Source organism: Rhizobium acaciae, assembly GCF_025941625.1.
Taxonomy (GTDB): Bacteria; Pseudomonadota; Alphaproteobacteria; order Rhizobiales; family Rhizobiaceae; genus Rhizobium; species Rhizobium acaciae.
This window is the reverse complement of sequence record NZ_JAPCZO010000025.1, coordinates 1-19,353: the sequence shown is the minus strand read 5'-3', so window position 1 is coordinate 19,353 and position 19,353 is coordinate 1. Positions and strand designations below refer to the sequence as shown.

At 62.0% G+C, this 19,353-nt stretch carries 19 protein-coding genes; 8 read left to right on the top strand and 11 right to left on the bottom strand.

Annotation, left to right across the window (positions count from 1 at the left end):
* Window positions 1-10 precede the first annotated feature (10 nt).
* The 4 genes from OLZ32_RS30885 to radA form a co-directional block, all read right to left on the bottom strand.
* Window positions 11-751: an SDR family NAD(P)-dependent oxidoreductase gene (locus OLZ32_RS30885; protein WP_011651235.1), complete on the bottom strand. Its 741-nt coding sequence runs from the start codon at window positions 749-751 to the stop codon at window positions 11-13.
* Window positions 752-826: 75 nt separating this feature from the next.
* Window positions 827-2,317, bottom strand: a complete 1,491-nt coding sequence (gene purF, locus OLZ32_RS30880; protein ID WP_018070568.1) for an amidophosphoribosyltransferase — start codon at window positions 2,315-2,317, stop codon at window positions 827-829.
* Between the two features lie 148 nt (window positions 2,318-2,465).
* The gene (locus OLZ32_RS30875; RefSeq protein WP_011651236.1) at window positions 2,466-3,092 is read right to left on the bottom strand and encodes a CvpA family protein; all 627 of its coding nucleotides are present in this window, start codon (window positions 3,090-3,092) and stop codon (window positions 2,466-2,468) included.
* Window positions 3,093-3,181: 89 nt separating this feature from the next.
* Complete coding sequence (gene radA / locus OLZ32_RS30870) at window positions 3,182-4,582, bottom strand: DNA repair protein RadA (protein WP_168303729.1); 1,401 nt, start codon at window positions 4,580-4,582, stop codon at window positions 3,182-3,184.
* 163 nt (window positions 4,583-4,745) lie between these two features.
* Here radA and OLZ32_RS30865 point away from each other — a divergent pair, with 163 nt between their 5' ends.
* The gene (locus OLZ32_RS30865) at window positions 4,746-5,381 is read left to right on the top strand and encodes a LysE family translocator (protein ID WP_264424253.1); all 636 of its coding nucleotides are present in this window, start codon (window positions 4,746-4,748) and stop codon (window positions 5,379-5,381) included.
* 12 nt (window positions 5,382-5,393) lie between these two features.
* On the opposite strand, the gene alr is transcribed toward OLZ32_RS30865, so the two are convergent.
* The 7 genes from alr to OLZ32_RS30830 form a co-directional block, all read right to left on the bottom strand.
* The gene (gene alr / locus OLZ32_RS30860) at window positions 5,394-6,563 is read right to left on the bottom strand and encodes an alanine racemase (RefSeq protein WP_264424322.1); all 1,170 of its coding nucleotides are present in this window, start codon (window positions 6,561-6,563) and stop codon (window positions 5,394-5,396) included.
* Window positions 6,564-6,652: 89 nt separating this feature from the next.
* Window positions 6,653-8,149: a replicative DNA helicase gene (locus OLZ32_RS30855; RefSeq protein WP_025393962.1), complete on the bottom strand. Its 1,497-nt coding sequence runs from the start codon at window positions 8,147-8,149 to the stop codon at window positions 6,653-6,655.
* 375 nt (window positions 8,150-8,524) lie between these two features.
* Window positions 8,525-9,103, bottom strand: a complete 579-nt coding sequence (gene rplI, locus OLZ32_RS30850; protein ID WP_003547025.1) for a 50S ribosomal protein L9 — start codon at window positions 9,101-9,103, stop codon at window positions 8,525-8,527.
* 22 nt (window positions 9,104-9,125) lie between these two features.
* Complete coding sequence (locus tag OLZ32_RS30845; RefSeq protein WP_264424251.1) at window positions 9,126-10,112, bottom strand: DUF2232 domain-containing protein; 987 nt, start codon at window positions 10,110-10,112, stop codon at window positions 9,126-9,128.
* Window positions 10,113-10,271: 159 nt separating this feature from the next.
* Entirely contained in the window at window positions 10,272-10,520 is a 249-nt protein-coding gene (gene rpsR / locus OLZ32_RS30840) for a 30S ribosomal protein S18 (RefSeq protein WP_003547038.1), read from the bottom strand.
* Window positions 10,521-10,534: 14 nt separating this feature from the next.
* Window positions 10,535-11,002 (bottom strand): 30S ribosomal protein S6, encoded by a 468-nt coding sequence (gene rpsF, locus OLZ32_RS30835; protein WP_003547040.1) that lies wholly within the window; start codon window positions 11,000-11,002, stop codon window positions 10,535-10,537.
* Between the two features lie 315 nt (window positions 11,003-11,317).
* Window positions 11,318-12,361: an aldo/keto reductase gene (locus OLZ32_RS30830; RefSeq protein WP_003547042.1), complete on the bottom strand. Its 1,044-nt coding sequence runs from the start codon at window positions 12,359-12,361 to the stop codon at window positions 11,318-11,320.
* A gap of 201 nt (window positions 12,362-12,562) precedes the next feature.
* Here OLZ32_RS30830 and fabD point away from each other — a divergent pair, with 201 nt between their 5' ends.
* The 7 genes from fabD to gmk all read left to right on the top strand — a co-directional run bounded on the left by fabD (window position 12,563) and on the right by gmk (window position 19,170).
* Entirely contained in the window at window positions 12,563-13,507 is a 945-nt protein-coding gene (fabD, locus tag OLZ32_RS30825) for an ACP S-malonyltransferase (RefSeq protein WP_003547044.1), read from the top strand.
* Window positions 13,508-13,580: 73 nt separating this feature from the next.
* Window positions 13,581-14,318 (top strand): 3-oxoacyl-[acyl-carrier-protein] reductase, encoded by a 738-nt coding sequence (gene fabG / locus OLZ32_RS30820; RefSeq protein ID WP_003547046.1) that lies wholly within the window; start codon window positions 13,581-13,583, stop codon window positions 14,316-14,318.
* A gap of 286 nt (window positions 14,319-14,604) precedes the next feature.
* Window positions 14,605-14,841: an acyl carrier protein gene (locus OLZ32_RS30815; RefSeq protein WP_003547058.1), complete on the top strand. Its 237-nt coding sequence runs from the start codon at window positions 14,605-14,607 to the stop codon at window positions 14,839-14,841.
* Window positions 14,842-14,934: 93 nt separating this feature from the next.
* Complete coding sequence (gene fabF / locus OLZ32_RS30810) at window positions 14,935-16,197, top strand: beta-ketoacyl-ACP synthase II (protein ID WP_003547059.1); 1,263 nt, start codon at window positions 14,935-14,937, stop codon at window positions 16,195-16,197.
* 183 nt (window positions 16,198-16,380) lie between these two features.
* Window positions 16,381-17,598, top strand: a complete 1,218-nt coding sequence (gene mltG, locus OLZ32_RS30805; protein WP_264399708.1) for an endolytic transglycosylase MltG — start codon at window positions 16,381-16,383, stop codon at window positions 17,596-17,598.
* A gap of 18 nt (window positions 17,599-17,616) precedes the next feature.
* A complete protein-coding gene (locus OLZ32_RS30800; RefSeq protein ID WP_264399709.1) occupies window positions 17,617-18,504 on the top strand; it encodes a YicC/YloC family endoribonuclease in 888 nt (295 codons plus the stop codon).
* 3 nt (window positions 18,505-18,507) lie between these two features.
* On the top strand, window positions 18,508-19,170 hold the full coding sequence (gene gmk / locus OLZ32_RS30795) for a guanylate kinase (RefSeq protein ID WP_003547062.1): 663 nt from the start codon (window positions 18,508-18,510) through the stop codon (window positions 19,168-19,170).
* Window positions 19,171-19,353: the final 183 nt, after the last annotated feature.

The window sequence follows — 19,353 nt, the reverse complement described above, 5'->3', positions numbered from 1 at the left end:
AAGGTCCGGCCTATTCCGGCAGGCGGTAATCGACGAGCTTGTTCTCCCGGACGATGAACAGCTTGCCTGTCTCCGTCACACCAGGCCCAAGCAACGGCAGGATCGCCTTTGCGACCTCGGAGGGATGCGGCAGCGTCTGCGGATCTTCGCCCGGCACCGCCTGCGCCCGCATCGCCGTGCGTGTCGCCCCCGGATCGACGCTGGTGACCCGCAGCGGTGTGCTTTGACTTTCGCCGGCCCATGTGCGTGCCAGCGCCTCGACCGCAGCCTTGGAAGCGGAATAGGCGCCCCAGAAGGGGCGGCACTTGTGGGCAGCACCCGAAGAGATGATCACCGCGCGGCCGGCATCCGAGCGGGCCAACAACGGGTCGACCGAGCGGATCAGTCGCCATGTCGCGGTGACGTTGATGGTCATCACCTTCTCGAACACTTTCGCTTCGATATGGCCGATCGGCGAAATGACGCCGAGCACGCCGGCATTGGCGACGAGGATGTCGAGCTTGCCCCAGCGCTCGAAGATCGAGCCGCCGAGCGCGTCGATCGCATTCATGTCGGCAAGGTCGAAGGGCACGAGCGTCGCCGTGCCGCCGATGGCCTTGATCGCATCGTCGAGGTCCTCGAGTCCGCCGACTGTGCGTGCGCAGGCAATCACATGGGCGCCGGCTTTGGCAAGTTCCAGCGCCGTGAAATAGCCGATACCGCGCGACGCACCGGTGACGAGTGCGATCTTGCCCTCAAGATTGATATTCATGATGTCGTGTTCCCTCACGAAGGGAGAGGGGTGCGATGCACCCCTCGGGATGGATAATGGGAAAGCCGAGCCGTGTCAGCCGTTGCTGGCAAGCATCGAAATCTTGTTGCCCATGGACTCGCCGTTCTTGTCGAGCAGGCGGGTCGGATAGTCGCCGGTAAAATAGTGGTCGGTGAACTGCGGCCGGGCCGGGTTGCGGTCTTCACCGCCAACAGCGCGATAGAGGCCGTCGATCGACAGGAAGGCGAGTGAATCCGCGCCGATATATTTGGCCATGGCTTTGACATCGGCATATTGGTTTGCCAGCAGCTTGTCTGCGTCAGGCGTGTCGATGCCGTAGAAATCCGGGAAGAAGATCATCGGGCTTGCCACGCGGACATGGACTTCGCGCGCGCCGGCTTCACGGATCATCTGGACGATCTTGAGAGAAGTCGTGCCGCGCACGATCGAATCGTCAACCAGCACCACGCGCTTGCCTTCGATCATTGCCCGGTTGGCCGAATGCTTCAGCTTTACGCCGAAGGCGCGGATCTGCTGCGTCGGCTCGATGAAGGTGCGCCCGACATAATGGTTGCGGATGATGCCGTATTCGAAGGGAATGCCGCTCTGCTGAGCATAGCCGAGCGCCGCAGGTGTGCCGCCATCCGGCACCGGCACGATCACGTCGGCATCGACGGGCGATTCCTTGGCGAGGTTCATGCCCATGCTCTTGCGTGTCGTATAGACGTTGCGGCCGCCGACAACCGAGTCCGGGCGGGCGAAATAGACATATTCGAACAGGCAGAGGCGCTCCGGCTGTGGCTTGCTGGGCTTGCGCGCATCGATGCTGATCGAGCCGTCAGGCTGGATTTCGCAGATGACGACTTCGCCGTTCTCAACGTCGCGGATGAACTTGGCGCCGATAATGTCGAGCGCACAGGTCTCCGAGCAGAAGATCGGCTTGCCGTCGAGTTCGCCCATCACCAACGGGCGGATGCCGGTCGGGTCGCGCGCGGCAATCAGCTTGGTGCGCGTCATGGCGAGCATCGAATAGCCGCCTTCCATCTGACGAATGGCGTCGATGAAGCGGTCGGATGTCGAAGCGTGGCGGGAACGGGCGATAAGGTGAAGGACGACTTCGGTATCGGAGGTCGACTGACAGATGGCGCCGGTCGCGATGATCTGGCGGCGCAGCGTCAGGCCGTTGGTGAAATTGCCGTTATGGGCAATGGCGATGCCGCCTTCTTCCAGTTCGGCAAAGAGCGGCTGCACGTTGCGCATGGCCACTTCGCCGGTTGTCGAGTAGCGGGTATGACCGATCGTAATGCTGCCGGGCAGGCGGGCAAGCGTCATCGGATTGGTATAGTGGTCACCGACGAGGCCCATGTGGCGCTCTTGATAAAAGCGCTTGCCGTCGAAGGAGACGATGCCGGCCGCTTCCTGTCCGCGGTGCTGCAAGGCATGCAGGCCGAGAGCCGTGAGCGCGGCGGCATCGGGATGTCCCAAAATTCCGAAAACCCCGCATTCTTCATGCAGCGTATCTCCGTCGAGCGGATCGTCGGTCGGGAAGGAATGGGACTGGTTCATTTCTGCGGGCCTCTGCTCTCACAAGAATGGATCGGCATTTCCAGAAATAGCTGAGCCCGGCGGAGCTGGAATGCTCGGCCGGACCCTCATTTCATCTCCCGCTCAAATGGCAATTGCCGGAAGGCGGGTCAAGCTCTTGAACACTGTGTCAATTCGCCGGCTGCTGTGCGCCGTCTGCTGGCGCGGTCGGTGCGTCTTCCGCCGGAGCCTGGTCGCCCGTCGGCGGAGTGGTACCTCCAGCGCCCTGTGCCGGCGGCTGCAGCTTATCACGGATGCTTTCCGGTATCATCTGGGCAAATTGCTCCGGCAGAACCGATTTCAGCTTCACGACCATCGAATCCAGGAAGGGTTTCGACTTCGCTTCGTTGACCCAGGCCGGACGGTGGTCGACATCGACGAGCCAATTCCAGAAGGCGACCGCGACGACGAGGAGCAGCACACCGCGCGCCGCCCCGAACAGGAAGCCGAGCGTGCGGTCGAGCGCGCCGACACGGCTGTCGATGATGAAATCGGCGATCTTCATCGTGATGAAGGAGATGACGATGAGCGCGATCAGGAAGACGACCGCTGCCGAACCGACAATCGCGATACGGTCGTCATCGGTATATTTTTTCGCATAGGGCAGCAGGTACGGATAGAGGTAATAGGCAGCGGCGGCCGAACCACCCCAGCTCGCGATCGAAAGGATCTCGCGCGAAAACCCGCGGACCATCGCCAGCACGGCGGAGAAGAGCACGACGCCGATGACAATACCGTCGAAAATCGTAATGGGCATGTAAATTCAACTCCAGGACTGCCGCTTGGCGGCCGTGTCGTGCCTTATCGTGTGCTCCTATATCATCACCATTCCTGGCAATGAAAGGATCAAACGTCGTCTTCCACACGCAGCGCCCCCTTCGATCCGGCGATGCGCGCGACCAGATCCGGCAGACTTCCGACTTCGCTCCAGCGCCCGCCGGAGCCCTTCGGCAGTTCGGCGGAGGCGGATGGAAGCAGTGCTGCAGAAAAACCCAGCTTCTCGGCTTCCTTGAGGCGCTGGGCGGTGTGCGCAACCGGCCGGATGGCGCCCGACAGGCTGACTTCGCCGAAATAGACGCAATCGGCGGGAAGGGCAATACCGGCAAGCGAGGAAACGAGTGCCGAGGCGACGGCAAGATCGGCCGCCGGTTCGGAGATGCGGTAACCGCCGGCGACGTTGAGGTAGACATCGTGCTGGCCGAGCCGGACGCCGCAATGGGCTTCCAGCACCGCAAGGATCATCGACAGCCTGGCCGAATCCCAGCCGACCACGGCGCGCCTCGGCGTGCCGAGTGAGGTTGGGGCCACCAGCGCCTGCACCTCTACGAGAATGGGGCGGGTGCCTTCCATGCCGGCAAAGACGGCAGCACCCGGCGATTTTTCGTTGCGCTCACCAAGGAACAGCTCGGAAGGATTGGCGACTTCGCGCAAGCCTCTGTCGGACATTTCGAAGACGCCGATCTCGTCGGTCGGGCCGAAGCGGTTCTTGACCGTGCGCAGGATGCGGTAGTGATGGCCGCGGTCGCCTTCGAAATAGAGCACGGCGTCGACCATGTGCTCGACGACGCGTGGCCCGGCAATCTGCCCGTCCTTGGTCACGTGGCCGACGAGCACCATGGCGGCCCCCGTCTGCTTGGCGAAACGGATCATTGCCTGGACGCCGGTGCGCACCTGCGTCACCGTTCCCGGCGCGGATTCGGCAAGTTCGCTCCATAGCGTCTGGATGGAATCGATGATGACGAGGTCCGGCCGCTTGCCCTCGGCGAGCGTCGCCAGAATATCCTCGACATTGGTTTCGGCCGCCAGCATCACATCGGTATCGGCAGCTGCAAGGCGTTGCGCCCGCAGCCGGACCTGTGCCACGGCTTCTTCGCCGGAGACGTAGATGATCTTGTGGCCACGCCGCGCAAGGGCGGCGGCTGCCTGCATCAGCAGCGTCGATTTGCCGATGCCGGGATCGCCGCCGATCAGCACCGCCGAACCGCGCACGAAACCGCCGCCGAGCGCCCTGTCGAGCTCCGACATGGCGGTATGGATGCGTGGGGCCTCCTCGATCTCGCCGGAGAGCGCCGTCAGCGCCACCGGTCGGCCCTTCTTCGGCGTTTTGCCGGGACCGGAGCCGATCCCGCCCATCGGGTCTTCCTCGACGATGGTGTTCCACTCGCCGCAGTTCTCGCATTTGCCGGCCCAGCGGTTATGAACCGTGCCGCAACTCTGGCAGATGAATTGTGTCCTGGCCTTGGCCATCAATTACTCTTTCAGTCCGGGTTCCCGAGCGAAGCGATGCGCCGCTTCACCGAATCATTGTCGTGCTTGAGATAATGGCTATCGCGACGGATCAAAACTAATGATTTCCCCATCAGCGCACCCATGCCTATCCTTTGCTTCTGCTTATCTGGAATGATGGAAGATGTTCGATTATTCGTTTGCGCACTGGCTTGCATTTCTGTCGGCGGCGGTTCTGCTCAATCTCTCGCCCGGTCCCGACATCGCCTTCATCCTCGGTCACACGATGAGAAGCGGAAAACGTGCCGGTTTTTCGGCGCTGTTCGGCGTCTGGTCCGGCGCCTGTCTGCACGTGCTGATGGCTGCACTCGGCCTCTCCGCCATACTTGCCGCTTCCGCCGTCGCCTTCTCCACGGTCAAATGGATCGGCGCCGCCTATCTCGTCTGGCTGGGCATTCAGGCTTTGCGCTCCGGTGGTGGCAATGGCCTGATAAAGGCTGCCGGTGAAAGTTTGTCGGTGGCAAGGATCTACCGGCAGGGAATTTTGGTGTCGCTGCTCAATCCGAAAGTGGCGATATTCTTCCTGGCCTTCCTGCCGCAATTCGTCGTCGAAGGGGCAGGGCCGGCATGGGCACAGCTCATGCTGCATGGCGGGCTCATCATCGTCGTTGCCGCCTTCATCGAACCGCCGCTCGTCCTTCTCGGCGGGCGCCTTGCCGATGCGCTCAGGCACAATCAAAAAGTCGGACTCTGGCTCGATCGCGGCCTCGGTGCGCTTTTCGTGGCGCTCGGTGTCCGTCTCGCCCTCAGCAGCCGTTGAACAGGAAGGTCGTTATTCCTCGGCGACGTAGCGCCGCTCGTGGCGGAGCCCCATGCTGGTCAGGATCTCGTATCCGATCGTGCCGGATGTCCGCGCCACGTCGTCCACCGGCATGTTCTTTCCGAACAGTTCGACATAGTCCCCGGCGCGCACGGCGTTGTCAGGCAGGTCGGTGATATCGAAGATCGTCAGGTCCATGGTGATCCGGCCGGCAACCGGAACCCTGTGTCCGGCGATGAAGCCTTGCCCGCCTTGCGGCACCACCTGGCGCAGCGGCACACCGCCGCTCGACTGGCTGCGCATGTAGCCGTCGGCATAACCGGCCGAGGCGATCGCCAGCCGGCTTTCGCGGCGAAGCTGCAGCGCCCGCCCATAGCTGACGGTCTCGCCGGCCTCGACGCTGCGCACCTGGATGATGCGCGCTTCTGCCGTGGCCACCGGCCGCATCGGGTTCGCCAGGCCGCTGACCGCTTCGCCGCCATAGAGCGCGATGCCGGGGCGGGTCAGGTCGAAGTGATAATCCTCACCGAGAAAGATGCCGGCCGAGGCGGCAAGACTTGAATCGATGCCTTCATAAGCGGCGCTAACCCTTCGGAATGATTCGAGCTGCTGCCGGTTCATCGCATGGGCGGGATCGTCGGCGCAGGCGAGGTGGCTCATGACAAGCACGGGCGCGAAGCTCGCCGGCCGTGAGACGTCGTCGGCGAGCGCGATCGCATCGTCGATATGCAGTCCGAGCCGATTGAAGCCGGTATCGACATGCAGCGCGCAGGGGTAGTCGCCGTAATCGGCAAGCACCGCCATCCAGAAGGCGAGCTGTTCGTCGGAGGAAATCACCGGCACCAGATCGTTTTCGAAGAAGCGCCGCTCGGTGCCCGGCCAGATGCCTGAGAGCACGAAGATGCGCGCCTCGGGCGCATAGAGGCGAAGTGTTGCGCCCTCGTCGACGGTCGCGACAAAGAAGTCGCGCGCGCCGGCCATATAGAGCGCTTCGCCGGCATCCTCGATGCCCATGCCATAGGCATCCGCCTTGACGACCGCCGAGGCGCGCGCCGCACCGGAGCGTCGCGCCATATCACGCCAGTTCTCCGTCAGAGCGGTCAGATCGACGGTCAGCCGCAGGCCGGCCGAGGCAAAATTATCGTCTTCGGGGGCGTCGAAATTTTCGCTCATGATCCGCATCGAAAAGAGGCCGGAGAAGGATTCTCCGGCCAGTTTAAAGGTCAACTATGTCAAGGGAAAGCCCGGCGCTGCACGCAGCATCCGCGCGATCAGTGCTCTTCATATTGGGTGAAGGAGGGATCGGCGAGATCGGCAAAGCGCGTGAATTCCGACTGGAAGGCCAGCTTCACCGTGCCGGTCGGCCCGTGGCGCTGCTTGGCGATGATGACGTCGGCCGTGCCCTTCACCTTGTCGAACAGCGCTTCCCATTCAGGATATTTGGGATCGTGGATATCGCGCGGCTCCGAATTCTTGACGTAATATTCCTCGCGGAACACGAAGAGCACGACGTCGGCGTCCTGCTCGATCGAGCCGGATTCGCGAAGGTCGGACAGCTGCGGCCGCTTGTCGTCGCGGCTTTCGACCTGACGCGAGAGCTGCGACAGCGCGATAATCGGAACGTTGAGCTCCTTGCCGAGCGCCTTGAGGCCGGTGGTGATCTGGGTGATTTCCTGCACGCGGTTGTCGCTGGATTTGCCCGAGCCGGTCATCAGCTGAATGTAGTCGACCACAAGCACGTCGAGGCCGCGCTGGCGCTTCAGGCGGCGCGCGCGTGCCGAAAGCTGGGCGATCGAAATGCCGCCGGTCTGGTCGATGTAGAGCGGCACCTTCTGCATCATCATCGAGCAGGCGACGAGCTTTTCGAAATCGGCATCGTTGATGTCGCCGCGGCGGATCTTCGAGGAGGAAACTTCGGTCTGCTCGGAGATGATACGGGTGGCAAGCTGTTCCGACGACATTTCGAGCGAATAGAAGCCGACGACGCCGCCGTTCTTTGCCTTCATGCTACCGTCCGACTGGACTTCGCCTTCGTAGGCGGCGGCGATATTGTAGGCGATGTTTGTAGCAAGCGAGGTCTTGCCCATGCCGGGGCGTCCGGCAAGCACGATCAAGTCCGAGCGCTGCAGGCCACCCATCTTGGAATCCAGCGAATGGATGCCGGTGGAAATGCCGGAAAGTCCGCCGTCGCGTTCCTTGGCGACAGCCGCCATGTCGATCGCCAGCGCAACCGCATCATTGAAAGCCTGGAAGCCGCCGTCGTAGCGGCCGTTTTCCGCCAATTCGAAGAGGCGGCGTTCGGTATCCTCGATCTGCGACTGCGGCGGCATGTCGAGCGGCGCGTCATAGGCGATGTTGACAACGTCCTCGCCGATGGTGATCAGCGCCCGGCGCAGCGCCAGGTCGTAGATCGCCCGGCCGTAATCCTCGGCATTGATGACGGTGACGGCATTGCTGACCAGGCTCGCCAGATATTGCGAAACCGTCATGTCGCCGACCTTCTCGTCGGCCTTCAGGAAGGTCTTGATCGTCACCGGGTTGGCGATCTTGCCCATGCGGATGATATCGCCGGCGACCTCGAAGATCTTCCGATGCAGCGGCTCATAGAGATGGATCGGCTTCAGGAAGTCCGACACCCGGTAATAGGCGTCGTTGTTCATCAGGATCGCACCCAGAAGCGCCTGCTCGGCTTCGATGTTGTTGGGTGCTTCGCGATAATGCTGCTCCGACGGGGCAACAGCTGCAATCTTTCGAGCGGCGTCGTTCATCATCATCCGTTCTGTCTTTTTCCAACTCCGGATTTGCAATTCCGGACGCGAAAATCAAGAGGCTACGAAAGGAGCGGGGGCTCGCTTCGCCTAAATCCTGAATGCTGTGCACGTTGTTCGACTTCTCCACAGTCTTGGGCGACACAAAGGAGAAATACTGGCAGTGTCACCCGCACGACACGGTATGGCGCCGACTCAGCCCATCCGTTTCGGAGAATGTCATTTTAGCGCGATGCGATAAGGCACGCAGCAAAAACATCCGGAAGATCCCCTTAAAAAAAGCGAGCCGATCAGCGGCTCATATCGAAGGGATGGAAACGAAAAAGCCCGGCGCGGTGGCCGGGCTTTCGTTCACGCGGATCGCTCCGACGAGAATTATGCTTCGTCTTCGTCGACGCCGTCGGCTTCCGGATCGAAGAAGTCTTCCGGACGCAGCGCATCTTCGTCGACGCCGTAGATCGCGTCGACCGAGGTGAGTTCTTCGCCCTTGGACTGGCGCTCTGCCTCTTCGGCAGAACGGGCAACGTTCAGCTCGACGTGGATTTCGACTTCGGCATGCAGCTGCAGCTCGACCTTGTGCAGGCCGATCGACTTGATCGGCGTGTTGAGGTGAACCTGGTTGCGGCCGATGTTGAAGCCTTCGGCGCCGAGAATCTCGACGACGTCACGGGCAGCAACCGAACCGTAGAGCTGGCCGGTTTCGCCGGCGGAGCGCACGACGATGAAGGACTTGCCGTCGAGAACGTCGGCGACCGTCTGGGCTTCCGACTTGCGCTCGAGGTTGCGGGCTTCGAGCGTCGCGCGCTCGGCTTCGAAGCGGGTCTTGTTGGCGGCGTTGGCGCGCAGCGCCTTGCCGAGCGGCAGCAGGTAGTTGCGGGCAAAGCCGTCGCGAACCTTTACGGTTTCGCCCATCTGGCCGAGCTTGGAGATGCGTTCGAGAAGGATGACTTCCATTTTCTTTTTCCTTTCTTGTGTCTCAGATTTTCGTATCGGATTGTTTGGGGGCATCAGCATCTTTCGTCGGGGTCAGTGCGATCGCCTTGCGCGTATCGCTGAGACCGAGGACGAGGATGAGGAGAGCTGGCAGCAGCATGAGCATCGAGGCCAGATAGCAGAGGATGAGGGCCGGTATACGCCAGTCCTTGCCGCGCGTGCGGAAATGCAGCGAGGCGAAACCGGAAAGCAGGAAGCCGGCGCCGAAGCTGCCGATAACGGTCGCACCGACCAGTGCCGGAACGCCGCCGAAAAAGCAGGCGGCAAGCCCGGCCAGAAAGGTGAAGATCGAGTTGCGGTTCATCCGCAGCGACGAGGGAATATCTTCGCGCGGACGAAGGCCGCGGCCGGAGGCTGCAACGATGCGCACGGCGAAATAATAGGCGGCAAACAGCATGCTGACCCACATGCCGCCCTGCAACGCCGGCAGCATCAGCAGGATCAGCGACTTGGTCTGCGCTGTGGCTGCCGGATCGGGCATGAATTCCGGCTGCTGCTGCTTGAGCGAGGTGATCAGCAGATCGACGATTGGATCGGTGATCTCAGGCCCGTAGCCGATGATCACGCCGATGACGATGACGGCGAGCGTCACCAGACCGCAGAGATGCAGCAGGATATCGGAGAGCGGATACCAGGCAAGCAGATGGTCGGGTCCGCCGAGTTCGGCGGCCGGACGCGCCAAATTGGCGAGATGGCTGAGCCAACCGGCCGGCAGCAGCGTCACCATCGTCATGATCAGCGCGAAGGAAGGCGAGATCAAGATCGCGCCGAGTGCCGCGGCGCTGACGACGGCCGAGACCGCGGCGGTATTGCCCCAGCCGAGCCCGACGATCAGGATCGGCAGAGCCGAGGCCGTGTAGAGAAGCGCGCTGAAAAACGACGGCTGCATGCTCGCGCCCAGCACCAGCAGGGCGGCGGTCAATCCGGCGAGTGCGCCGATCAGCAGCGTTTTAATGTTCGGTCGTTTCAAGGTCGCTGTCCTGCTTCATCAAGCAGTTAGAGGATGTTGCTGAATCAAATTCAGAAACGTCTCAACATGGGTTTTAAGAGTTCCGATCCGCGCCCATCGCGGAAGGGAGAAGGGAAGGCACGAATGCCTTCCCTCAAAGCTGTTGGCGTCGACGGATGATCAGGCGACGACGTAGGGCAGCAGGCCGAGGAAACGGGCGCGCTTGATCGCCTGGGCGAGTTCGCGCTGCTTCTTCTGGGAAACGGCCGTGATGCGGGACGGAACGATCTTGCCGCGCTCGGAAATGTAGCGCTGCAGCAGGCGTACGTCCTTGTAATCGATCCGCGGCGCGTTGGCGCCGGAGAACGGGCAGGTCTTGCGGCGGCGATGGAACGGGCGGCGGACCGGAGCGGAGGAAGTTTCAGACATATCTCAGATCTCCCTTATACACGGTCTTCGCGCGGACGGCGCGGACGGTCGTCGCGGTCGCCGAAGCCACCTTCACGCGGCGGACGCGGGCCACGGTCACGATCGCCGAAGCCGCCTTCACGCGGGCCACGGCCGCCTTCGCGCGGACGGTCGTCACGGTCGCGCTTCTGCATCATGGCAGACGGACCTTCTTCATGCTTCTCGACGGCGATCGTCATGTAGCGAAGAACGTCTTCGCTGATGCGCATCTGACGTTCCATTTCCTGAACGGCAGCAGCCGGTGCATCGATATCCATCAGGGCGTAGTGCGCCTTGCGGTTCTTCTTGATGCGGTAGGTGAGGGACTTGAGGCCCCAGTTCTCGATACGCCCGACCTTACCGCCATTCGCTTCGATCACACCCTTGTACTGTTCTACGAGGGCGTCGACCTGCTGAGCGGAAATATCCTGCCGGGCAAGGAATACATGTTCATAAAGAGCCATGACAGCTTTGCCTTTCTTGCGTTTGGTTCAACCCGATATTCGGCGGCTAAGCCTCAACGACTGCTCCTGATTGGGCGGACCCAGGCAAGAAAGCGTTTCCGAGACGGTCGAGAGCGGAGACACGGGAGGCTGGAACGCTTCCGTTCCGAACGATTTCCATGAGGAAACCGGCCCTCCGTTCAGCCACCAGCCAGAAGACCGGGTTAACGAACAGGGCGGCTTATACGGATTTTTTGGGCAAAGGCAAGCGCAATCGGACACCCGAACCCGATGCTGGCCAATGGTCGGCATCGGGCTGGCGCCAAACAAATATGATCAAAGCGTCAGCGGATACTGCCGGTGCACCTTGGCGATTTCCGCCAGGACCTCTTTCGAAAGCGTAATGTCTGCTGCGCCGATATCGATTTTCAACTGCTCCATCGAGGTCGCGCCGATGATGGCCGAGGCCATGAATGGACGCGACAGGCAGAAGGCGAGCGCCATTGCTGCCGGGTCGAGGCCATATGTGGCGGCAATCTCCAGATAGGCTTTGGTCGCCGGCTCCTGCAGCGGCTGCAGACGGCCGCCGATATCGTGGTTGATCGAACCGCGCGAACCTTTCGGCCTGCCGCCGTCGATATATTTGCCGGACAGGATGCCGCCGGCGAGCGGCGAATAGGCGAGCAGCCCGACATCCTCATGATGCGAGAGTTCGGCGAGATCGAGATCGAAATGGCGGTAGAGCAGGTTGTATTCGTTCTGGACGCTGGCGACCCGCGGCAGGCTCTTCTGTTCGGAGAGCGTCAGGTATTTCTGTATGCCCCAGGTGGTTTCGTTGGAAAGGCCGATCGCGCGAATCTTGCCTTCCGTCACCAGCGCGCCGAGCGTTTCCAGGATGTCGAGCATATTGGCGACGGTCTCGTTGCGGTCCTGATTGAACGGATTGTAGCTCCAGTTCTGGCGGAAATGGAAATGGCCGCGGTTCGGCCAGTGGATCTGGTAGAGGTCGACATAGTCCGTCTTCAGCCGCGTCAGGCTGGCCTCGAGCGCCAGGCGGATATTCTTCGCATCGGCACCTTCGCCGCCGCGTATATAGTCGCGGCCGCGGCCGGCGACCTTGGTGGCGAGCACGATATCTCCGCGCTTGCCGGTCTTCTCGAACCAACTGCCGATATAGTCTTCGGTCCAGCCCTGTGTCGCGGCCGAAACCGGGGTGGTCGGATAAAGTTCGGCCGTATCGAAGAAATTGACGCCCTTCTCGACGGCGTAATCCATCTGCGCGTGCGCATCGGCTTCGCTGTTCTGCGAGCCCCAGGTCATCGTGCCAAGGCAAATCTCTGAAACGGAAATCTCGCTACGGCCTAGTGAATTGTACTTCATGGAAAAACCTTGGGAGAGAGGTGAAAGCCTTGGAAAGGTCCGCGCAAATCTAGGCCGGATTTGGCGGAGCGCAAGAGCAAAAACCGGGCTTTTGCGCGCGCGCGAAAGGCTTTGCGCAGAATGAGCCACCACTTGACTCTGCCGGAAAGAATGTCAATTGGAGGCAAAACAGCCTTAAGGGGCGCAATTAGGGACATGAAAATGACCATTGCTTTCACTTTTCCAGGCCAGGGCAGTCAGGCCGTCGGCATGGGCAAGGATCTCGCCGAGAATTTCGCCGAAGCCCGTGCCGTTTTCGAAGAGGTCGATGAGGCGCTCGGTGAAAAGCTTTCGGGCGTCATGTTCGACGGTCCCGAGGATACTTTGACCTTGACGGCGAACGCTCAGCCGGCGCTGATGGCCGTCTCCATCGCCGTTGTCCGCGTTCTCGAAGCCAAAGGGCTGGATCTGAAGTCCAAGGTTGCCTACGTCGCCGGCCACTCGCTCGGCGAATATTCGGCACTTTGCGCCGCCGGCACCTTTTCGCTCGCCGATACCGCGCGGCTGCTGCGCATCCGCGGCAATGCCATGCAGGCCGCCGTCCCCGTCGGCCTCGGTGCCATGGCCGCAATCATCGGCCTCGAACATGCCGACGTCGTTACCGTCTGCCATGAAGCCGCCGCCGTCGGCGCCTGCCAGATCGCCAACGACAATGGCGGCGGCCAGATCGTCATCTCGGGCGAGAAGGCAGCCGTTGAAAAGGCGGCGGCCCTTGCGACCGACAAGGGCGCCAAGCGCGCCATCCTGCTGCCGGTCTCCGCTCCCTTCCATTCCACACTGATGGCGCCTGCCGCCGACGCCATGCGCGAAGCGCTGGCAAAAGTCGCCAAGTCCGACCCCGTCGTGCCCGTCATCGCAAATGTCCGTGCCGCCCCGGTGACAGGCGCCGATGAAATCGCCAGCCTGCTGGTCGAGCAGGTGACCGGTCAGGTCCGCTGGCGCGAGACGGTGGAATGGTTCGCCGGAAATGGCGTGACGACGCTTTATGAACTCGGTTCCGGCAAGGTGCTGACCGGCCTTGCCCGCCGCATCGACAAGACGATCAACGGCATCTCCGTCAACGGTCCGGCGGATATCGACGCGGCTGTCGCCGCCCTCATGGCCTGATTGGTATCTCCGGACACCGGATTTGGTATCCCCGGACACCGGATTTGGTGTCCCTTATATAAGGAACGTTTCCATGCTCGATCTCTCCGGCCGCAAGGCTCTCGTCACTGGCGCATCGGGCGGTATCGGCGAGGAAATCGCCCGCCTTCTTCATAAGCAGGGCGCCGTCGTCGGCCTGCACGGCACCCGCGTCGAGAAGCTGGAAGCGCTGGCCGCCGATCTCGGCGAGCGCGTCAAGATCTTCCCGGCGAACCTCTCCGACCGCGACGAGGTCAAGGCGCTCGGCCAGAAAGCCGAGGCCGACCTCGAAGGCGTCGACATCCTCGTCAACAATGCCGGCATCACCCGCGACGGCCTGTTCGTGCGCATGAGCGACGAGGACTGGGACAGCGTCATCGAAGTGAACCTGACGGCGACCTTCCGCCTGACGCGCGAATTGACGCACCCGATGATGCGCCGCCGCTATGGCCGCATCATCAACATCACTTCCGTAGTCGGCGTCACGGGCAATCCGGGCCAAGCCAATTACTGCGCCTCCAAGGCCGGCATGATCGGTTTCACCAAGTCTCTGGCGCAGGAAATTGCCACCCGTAACGTGACGGTCAATTGCGTGGCGCCTGGTTTCATCGAAAGCGCCATGACCGGCAAGCTGAACGACAAGCAGAAGGAAGCGATCATGGGGGCGATCCCGATGAAGCGCATGGGTACGGGCGGCGAGGTGGCTTCGGCGGTCGCTTACCTTGCATCCTCCGAGGCTGCCTATATGACCGGCCAGACGCTGCACGTAAACGGCGGCATGGCGATGATCTGAAACGACAAACTGTTGGCATGGGAATAATTCCGCCAATAGCATGTTGAGCAATCACGAACCGTTGATTTTCTGGCTTTGCGGCAGACATAAAGCATGTTAAGCGGGCCATGACTGTGAACAGTCGTCCCGAGAAAGCAGACGGACCGGTGGGCTTTTTGCAAGCCTGGGACCTCTCTGAAGCCGGGTAAACGAGTTTGCCGAGGATGTCTGAAAGCATCGCAGGCTGAAACAGGGTAGGGATGCCGCGATGGCATTCCGATCAGGACATAAGGTCGAGGAAACCGACATGAGCGATATCGCAGAACGCGTAAAGAAAATTGTTATTGATCATCTTGGCGTTGATGCCGACAAGGTCGTCGAGAGCGCCAGCTTTATCGACGATCTGGGCGCTGACTCGCTCGACACGGTCGAACTTGTCATGGCTTTCGAAGAAGAATTCGGCGTTGAAATTCCTGACGACGCTGCCGACTCGATCCTGACGGTCGGCGATGCAGTGAAGTTTATTGAGAAGGCCCAGGCCTGATCCTGTGAATTTGAGAAAGGGCGGGCCTGGAGTCCGCCCTTTTCTTTTCGGCATACTTCTCCATAGAACATATGAGGCGGGGGAAAGCACGCGATGAGACGTGTCGTCATCACCGGTACCGGCATGGTATCACCCTTGGGATGCGGAACCGAGGTGACGTGGTCGCGGCTGCTTGCCGGCCAGAACGGCGCCCGCCTCGTCACCGAATTCGAGGTCGACGACCTTCCCGCCAAGATCGCCTGCCGTATTCCTATCGGTGACGGCACCGACGGCACCTTCAATGTCGATCAGTGGATGGAGCCGAAGGAGCAGCGCAAGGTCGATCCCTTCATCATCTACGGCATGGCCGCCGCCGACATGGCGCTTGCCGATGCCGGCTGGCATCCTGAAACCGATGAGGACCAGGTCGCCACCGGCGTGCTGATCGGCTCCGGCATCGGCGGCATCGAAGGCATTGTCGAGGCGGGTTACACCCTGCGCGACAAAGGCCCGCGCCGCATCTCCCCCTTCTTCATTCCCGGCCGCCTGATCAACCTCGTCTCCGGCCAGGTCTCGATCCGCCACAAGCTGCGCGGGCCTAATCATTCGGTCGTTACCGCCTGCTCGACGGGTGCGCATGCGATCGGCGATGCTGCGCGGCTGATCGCGCTGGGTGATGCCGACGTCATGGTCGCCGGCGGCACGGAATCGCCCGTCAGCCGCATTTCGCTTGCCGGATTTGCCGCCTGCAAGGCGCTGTCGACCCAGCACAACGACGATCCGCAGAAGGCGTCACGTCCCTATGACCGCGACCGCGACGGCTTCGTCATGGGCGAAGGCGCCGGCATCGTCGTGCTCGAGGAACTGGAACACGCCAAGGCGCGGGGCGCCAGCATCTACGCCGAAATCGTCGGCTACGGCCTGTCGGGCGACGCCTATCACATCACCGCGCCCTCCGAAGACGGCGAGGGCGCCGGACGCTGCATGGCGATGGCGCTGAAGCGCGCCGGGCTGACGCCGGCCGATATCGACTACATCAATGCCCACGGTACCTCGACCATGGCCGACACGATCGAACTCGGCGCCGTCGAGCGGCTGGTCGGCAATGCGGCGTCGAAGATCTCCATGTCCTCGACCAAGTCGGCGACAGGACACCTTCTGGGTGCTGCAGGCGCCATCGAGGCGATCTTCGCCACGCTCGCCATTCGCGACAATATCGCGCCGCCGACGCTCAATCTCGACAATCCCGAACGGGAGACGGCGATCGATCTTGTTCCGCACAAGGCGCGTGAGCGAGACATCAATGTGGCGTTGTCCAACTCGTTCGGGTTCGGCGGCACGAACGCGTCGCTCGTACTGCGCCGTTACGCGCAATAAGGGTCCTGCAAGCGGTGTGACGGGTCTCCATTGCACCGCAAACCGGCCGTCCTCTACGTTGCGTAAGGGGGCGTGCGAAAGCATAACGACCGTCAGCGGCGTCGTTGAACGGCGGCAGAACCTGCTTTTGCCGCATTGCTTCGCGAAATAGCGAAGTGAGGGTCAAGTTTTAGAGGATTGCCGGTGAGCGATACGACGAACCAGAGCAACGATACCCAGGCGCAGAAGGGACCGATTATCCCGAAGTCGCCGAGCGAAGCCCTGCGTCCGGAGCGCGTTCCGGAGCCGCCGAAGCGGTCCAAGAAAGCCCGCGGCCAGGTCGTTCTTTTCCTGAACTTCATCATGACGATGGCGGTTCTGGTCTGCGTCGTCGCCGTCATCGGCTTCTACTATGCCACATCGACCTATCGGAACCCGGGTCCGCTGCAGACCAACACCAACTTCATCGTCCGCAACGGCGCTGGTCTGACCGAAATTGCCTCGAACCTCGAGCGCAACGCGATCATCAGCGATGCCCGCATCTTCCGCTATCTCACGGCAACGCATCTTTCTGGCGGTGAGAGCCTGAAGGCGGGTGAATACGAGATCAAGGCGAGGGCCTCCATGAGGGATATCATGGAGCTGCTCAAATCGGGCAAGTCCATTCTCTATTCCGTTTCCTTCCCCGAGGGCCTGACGGTCCGCCAGATGTTCGACCGCATGCTGCAGGATACCGTGCTGGAAGGCGACTTGCCGGCGGCACTGCCGACCGAGGGCAGCCTGCGTCCGGATACCTACAAATTCTCGCGCGGCACCAAGCGCTCGGAAATCATCGAACAGATGGCCGCTGCGCAGCAGAAGCTCGTCGATCAGATCTGGGACAAGCGCGACCAGTCGCTGCCGCTGCGATCCAAGGAGGAGTTCGTGACACTCGCCTCGATCGTCGAAAAGGAAACCGGCGTTCCCGACGAGCGAGCCCATGTCGCCTCCGTTTTCCTGAACCGGCTCGGCAAGGGCATGCGCCTGCAGTCCGACCCGACGATCATCTACGGCCTCTTCGGCGGCGAGGGTAAACCGGCCGACCGGCCGATCTACCAGTCGGACCTGAAGCGGGACACACCTTACAACACCTATGTCATCAAGGGTCTGCCGCCGACGCCGATCGCCAATCCCGGCAAGGATGCGCTGGAAGCCGTCGCCAATCCCTGGAAGACGCAGGATCTCTATTTCGTCGCCGACGGCACCGGTGGCCATGTTTTCTCTGCGACGCTCGAGGAGCACAATGCCAACGTCAAGCGCTGGCGCAAGCTCGAAGCCGACAAGGGTTCGGACCCGAACATCGCAGTCGACGGTCAGCCGGAAGAGCAGCCGGCGGATAATGGCGCGACCGTCGCGCCGCCGAAGAAAAAGAAGATCAACTGAGACTTTCGGGAGGCTCGCATGGCTTTGCAGTCCATGACCGGTTTTGCGCGGCGCGAGGGAACGAGCGGCCGCTGGCGCTGGGCATGGGAACTACGCTCGGTCAACGGCAAGGGCCTCGACCTGCGCCTGCGCCTGCCGCCCGGTCTCGAACGCATGGAGGCAGAGTTCCGCCGCCTCGCCGGCGAAAGCTTCAGCCGCGGCAACCTGCAGGCATCGCTATCCGTCACCGCCGACGAGAACCGTTTCGAGGCGGTGCTGAACAGGCAAGCGCTTGCCGCCGTGCTGGCCATGCGCGAGCAGCTGGATGGTGTCATCGATCCGGCGCCGCTGAAGCTCGATACGCTGCTTCTGGTGCGCGGCATCGTCGAATTCCGCGAAAGCGAGGATGGCGAGGAGGCTCTTGCCGCCCGTGACGCCGATATCGCTGCCGGCCTGCTGGCCGCGCTTGCCGATCTGAGAGGGATGCGCGAACAGGAAGGGGCGGCGCTGGCCCGCATTCTTCACCACCACGTCACGACGATCGAAGGCCTGACGCGGATGATCGAGGTCGATCCGTCGCGCTCGTCGCAGGAGATCGCCGCGCGGCTTGCCGCGCAGGTCGCCTCGTTGATGGACGGCATGGCCGCGCTCGACCGCGACAGGCTGCATGCCGAAGCCGCGCTACTGGCGACCAAGGCGGATCTGCGCGAGGAAATCGATCGTCTGAAGGCTCATATCGCCGCAGCGCGCGATCTCCTGGTGAAAGGTGGCCCCGCCGGGCGCCGGCTGGACTTCCTTGCACAGGAATTTAACCGCGAATCGAATACCATCTGCTCGAAGTCGAATGCCTCGGCGGTCACCGCTGCCGGCATCGAGCTGAAAGTCGTGATCGACCAGTTCCGCGAGCAGGTCCAGAATTTGGAGTAAGACATGAAACCGGCGAAATCCTCGCCCGTGCAGATCGCCCGCCGCGGTCTAATGCTTGTCATCTCGTCGCCATCAGGCGCCGGCAAGTCCACCATCGCGCGAACGCTGCTGGAGACCGACAGGCAAATCGGCCTTTCCGTCAGCGTCACCACGCGCCAGCGCCGCCCGAGCGAAGTCGAGGATGTGCATTACCACTTCAAGAGTGTGCGCGAGTTCGAGCGGCTGCGCGATAGCGACGCGCTGCTCGAATGGGCCGAGGTGCATGGCAATTTCTACGGCACGCCGCGTGAGCCGGTCGAGCAGGCCATGGGCGAAGGCCGCGACATGCTCTTCGACATCGATTGGCAGGGCGCCCAGCAATTGCAGGAGAAGATGTCCGCCGACGTCGTCTCCATCTTCGTGCTGCCGCCGACCATGACCGAGCTCCAGTCGCGGCTGCATCGCCGTGCGGAGGATTCCGAGGAGGTCATCCAGACGCGCCTCGCCAATAGCCGCGCCGAGATCGCTCACTGGCGCGAATACGACTATGTCATCGTCAATGACGATCTCAACGCCGCCCTCGACGCCGTCCAGTCGATCGTCAAGGCCGAACGCCTGCGCCGCGACCGCCGCCATGGCATGTTCGACTTCGTCCGCGAGTTGCTGGAAGAGACGCCGTCGCTTTAGAGCCTTTCCGGGTTAGATTGCAGCATTCTGTTGGCTCAAACGGAGTCGGATGGTCGACCGGCCGGCGCGTGTCGTAGCCCAGTTCTACGGCCAAGCCGGCCGGTCGATCAGCCGGCCCGTTTCAGCCAACCCGAAGGGCCGGGCATCTTTCCGCCAGGACAAAGGCGATCGGCTCGGATGTAG

Bases quoted from the DNA above. Each gene is read 5' to 3' on its own strand.
- OLZ32_RS30885 (WP_011651235.1), bottom strand. From the start codon at position 751: ATGAATATCAATCTTGAGGGCAAGATCGCACTCGTCACCGGTGCGTCG.
- purF (WP_018070568.1), bottom strand. From the start codon at position 2,317: ATGAACCAGTCCCATTCCTTCCCGACCGACGATCCGCTCGACGGAGAT.
- OLZ32_RS30875 (WP_011651236.1), bottom strand. From the start codon at position 3,092: ATGCCCATTACGATTTTCGACGGTATTGTCATCGGCGTCGTGCTCTTC.
- radA (WP_168303729.1), bottom strand. From the start codon at position 4,582: ATGGCCAAGGCCAGGACACAATTCATCTGCCAGAGTTGCGGCACGGTT.
- OLZ32_RS30865 (WP_264424253.1), top strand. From the start codon at position 4,746: ATGTTCGATTATTCGTTTGCGCACTGGCTTGCATTTCTGTCGGCGGCG.
- alr (WP_264424322.1), bottom strand. From the start codon at position 6,563: ATGCGGATCATGAGCGAAAATTTCGACGCCCCCGAAGACGATAATTTT.
- OLZ32_RS30855 (WP_025393962.1), bottom strand. From the start codon at position 8,149: ATGAACGACGCCGCTCGAAAGATTGCAGCTGTTGCCCCGTCGGAGCAG.
- rplI (WP_003547025.1), bottom strand. From the start codon at position 9,103: ATGGAAGTCATCCTTCTCGAACGCATCTCCAAGCTCGGCCAGATGGGC.
- rpsR (WP_003547038.1), bottom strand. From the start codon at position 10,520: ATGTCTGAAACTTCCTCCGCTCCGGTCCGCCGCCCGTTCCATCGCCGC.
- rpsF (WP_003547040.1), bottom strand. From the start codon at position 11,002: ATGGCTCTTTATGAACATGTATTCCTTGCCCGGCAGGATATTTCCGCT.
- OLZ32_RS30830 (WP_003547042.1), bottom strand. From the start codon at position 12,361: ATGAAGTACAATTCACTAGGCCGTAGCGAGATTTCCGTTTCAGAGATT.
- fabD (WP_003547044.1), top strand. From the start codon at position 12,563: ATGACCATTGCTTTCACTTTTCCAGGCCAGGGCAGTCAGGCCGTCGGC.
- fabG (WP_003547046.1), top strand. From the start codon at position 13,581: ATGCTCGATCTCTCCGGCCGCAAGGCTCTCGTCACTGGCGCATCGGGC.
- OLZ32_RS30815 (WP_003547058.1), top strand. From the start codon at position 14,605: ATGAGCGATATCGCAGAACGCGTAAAGAAAATTGTTATTGATCATCTT.
- fabF (WP_003547059.1), top strand. From the start codon at position 14,935: ATGAGACGTGTCGTCATCACCGGTACCGGCATGGTATCACCCTTGGGA.
- OLZ32_RS30800 (WP_264399709.1), top strand. From the start codon at position 17,617: ATGGCTTTGCAGTCCATGACCGGTTTTGCGCGGCGCGAGGGAACGAGC.
- gmk (WP_003547062.1), top strand. From the start codon at position 18,508: ATGAAACCGGCGAAATCCTCGCCCGTGCAGATCGCCCGCCGCGGTCTA.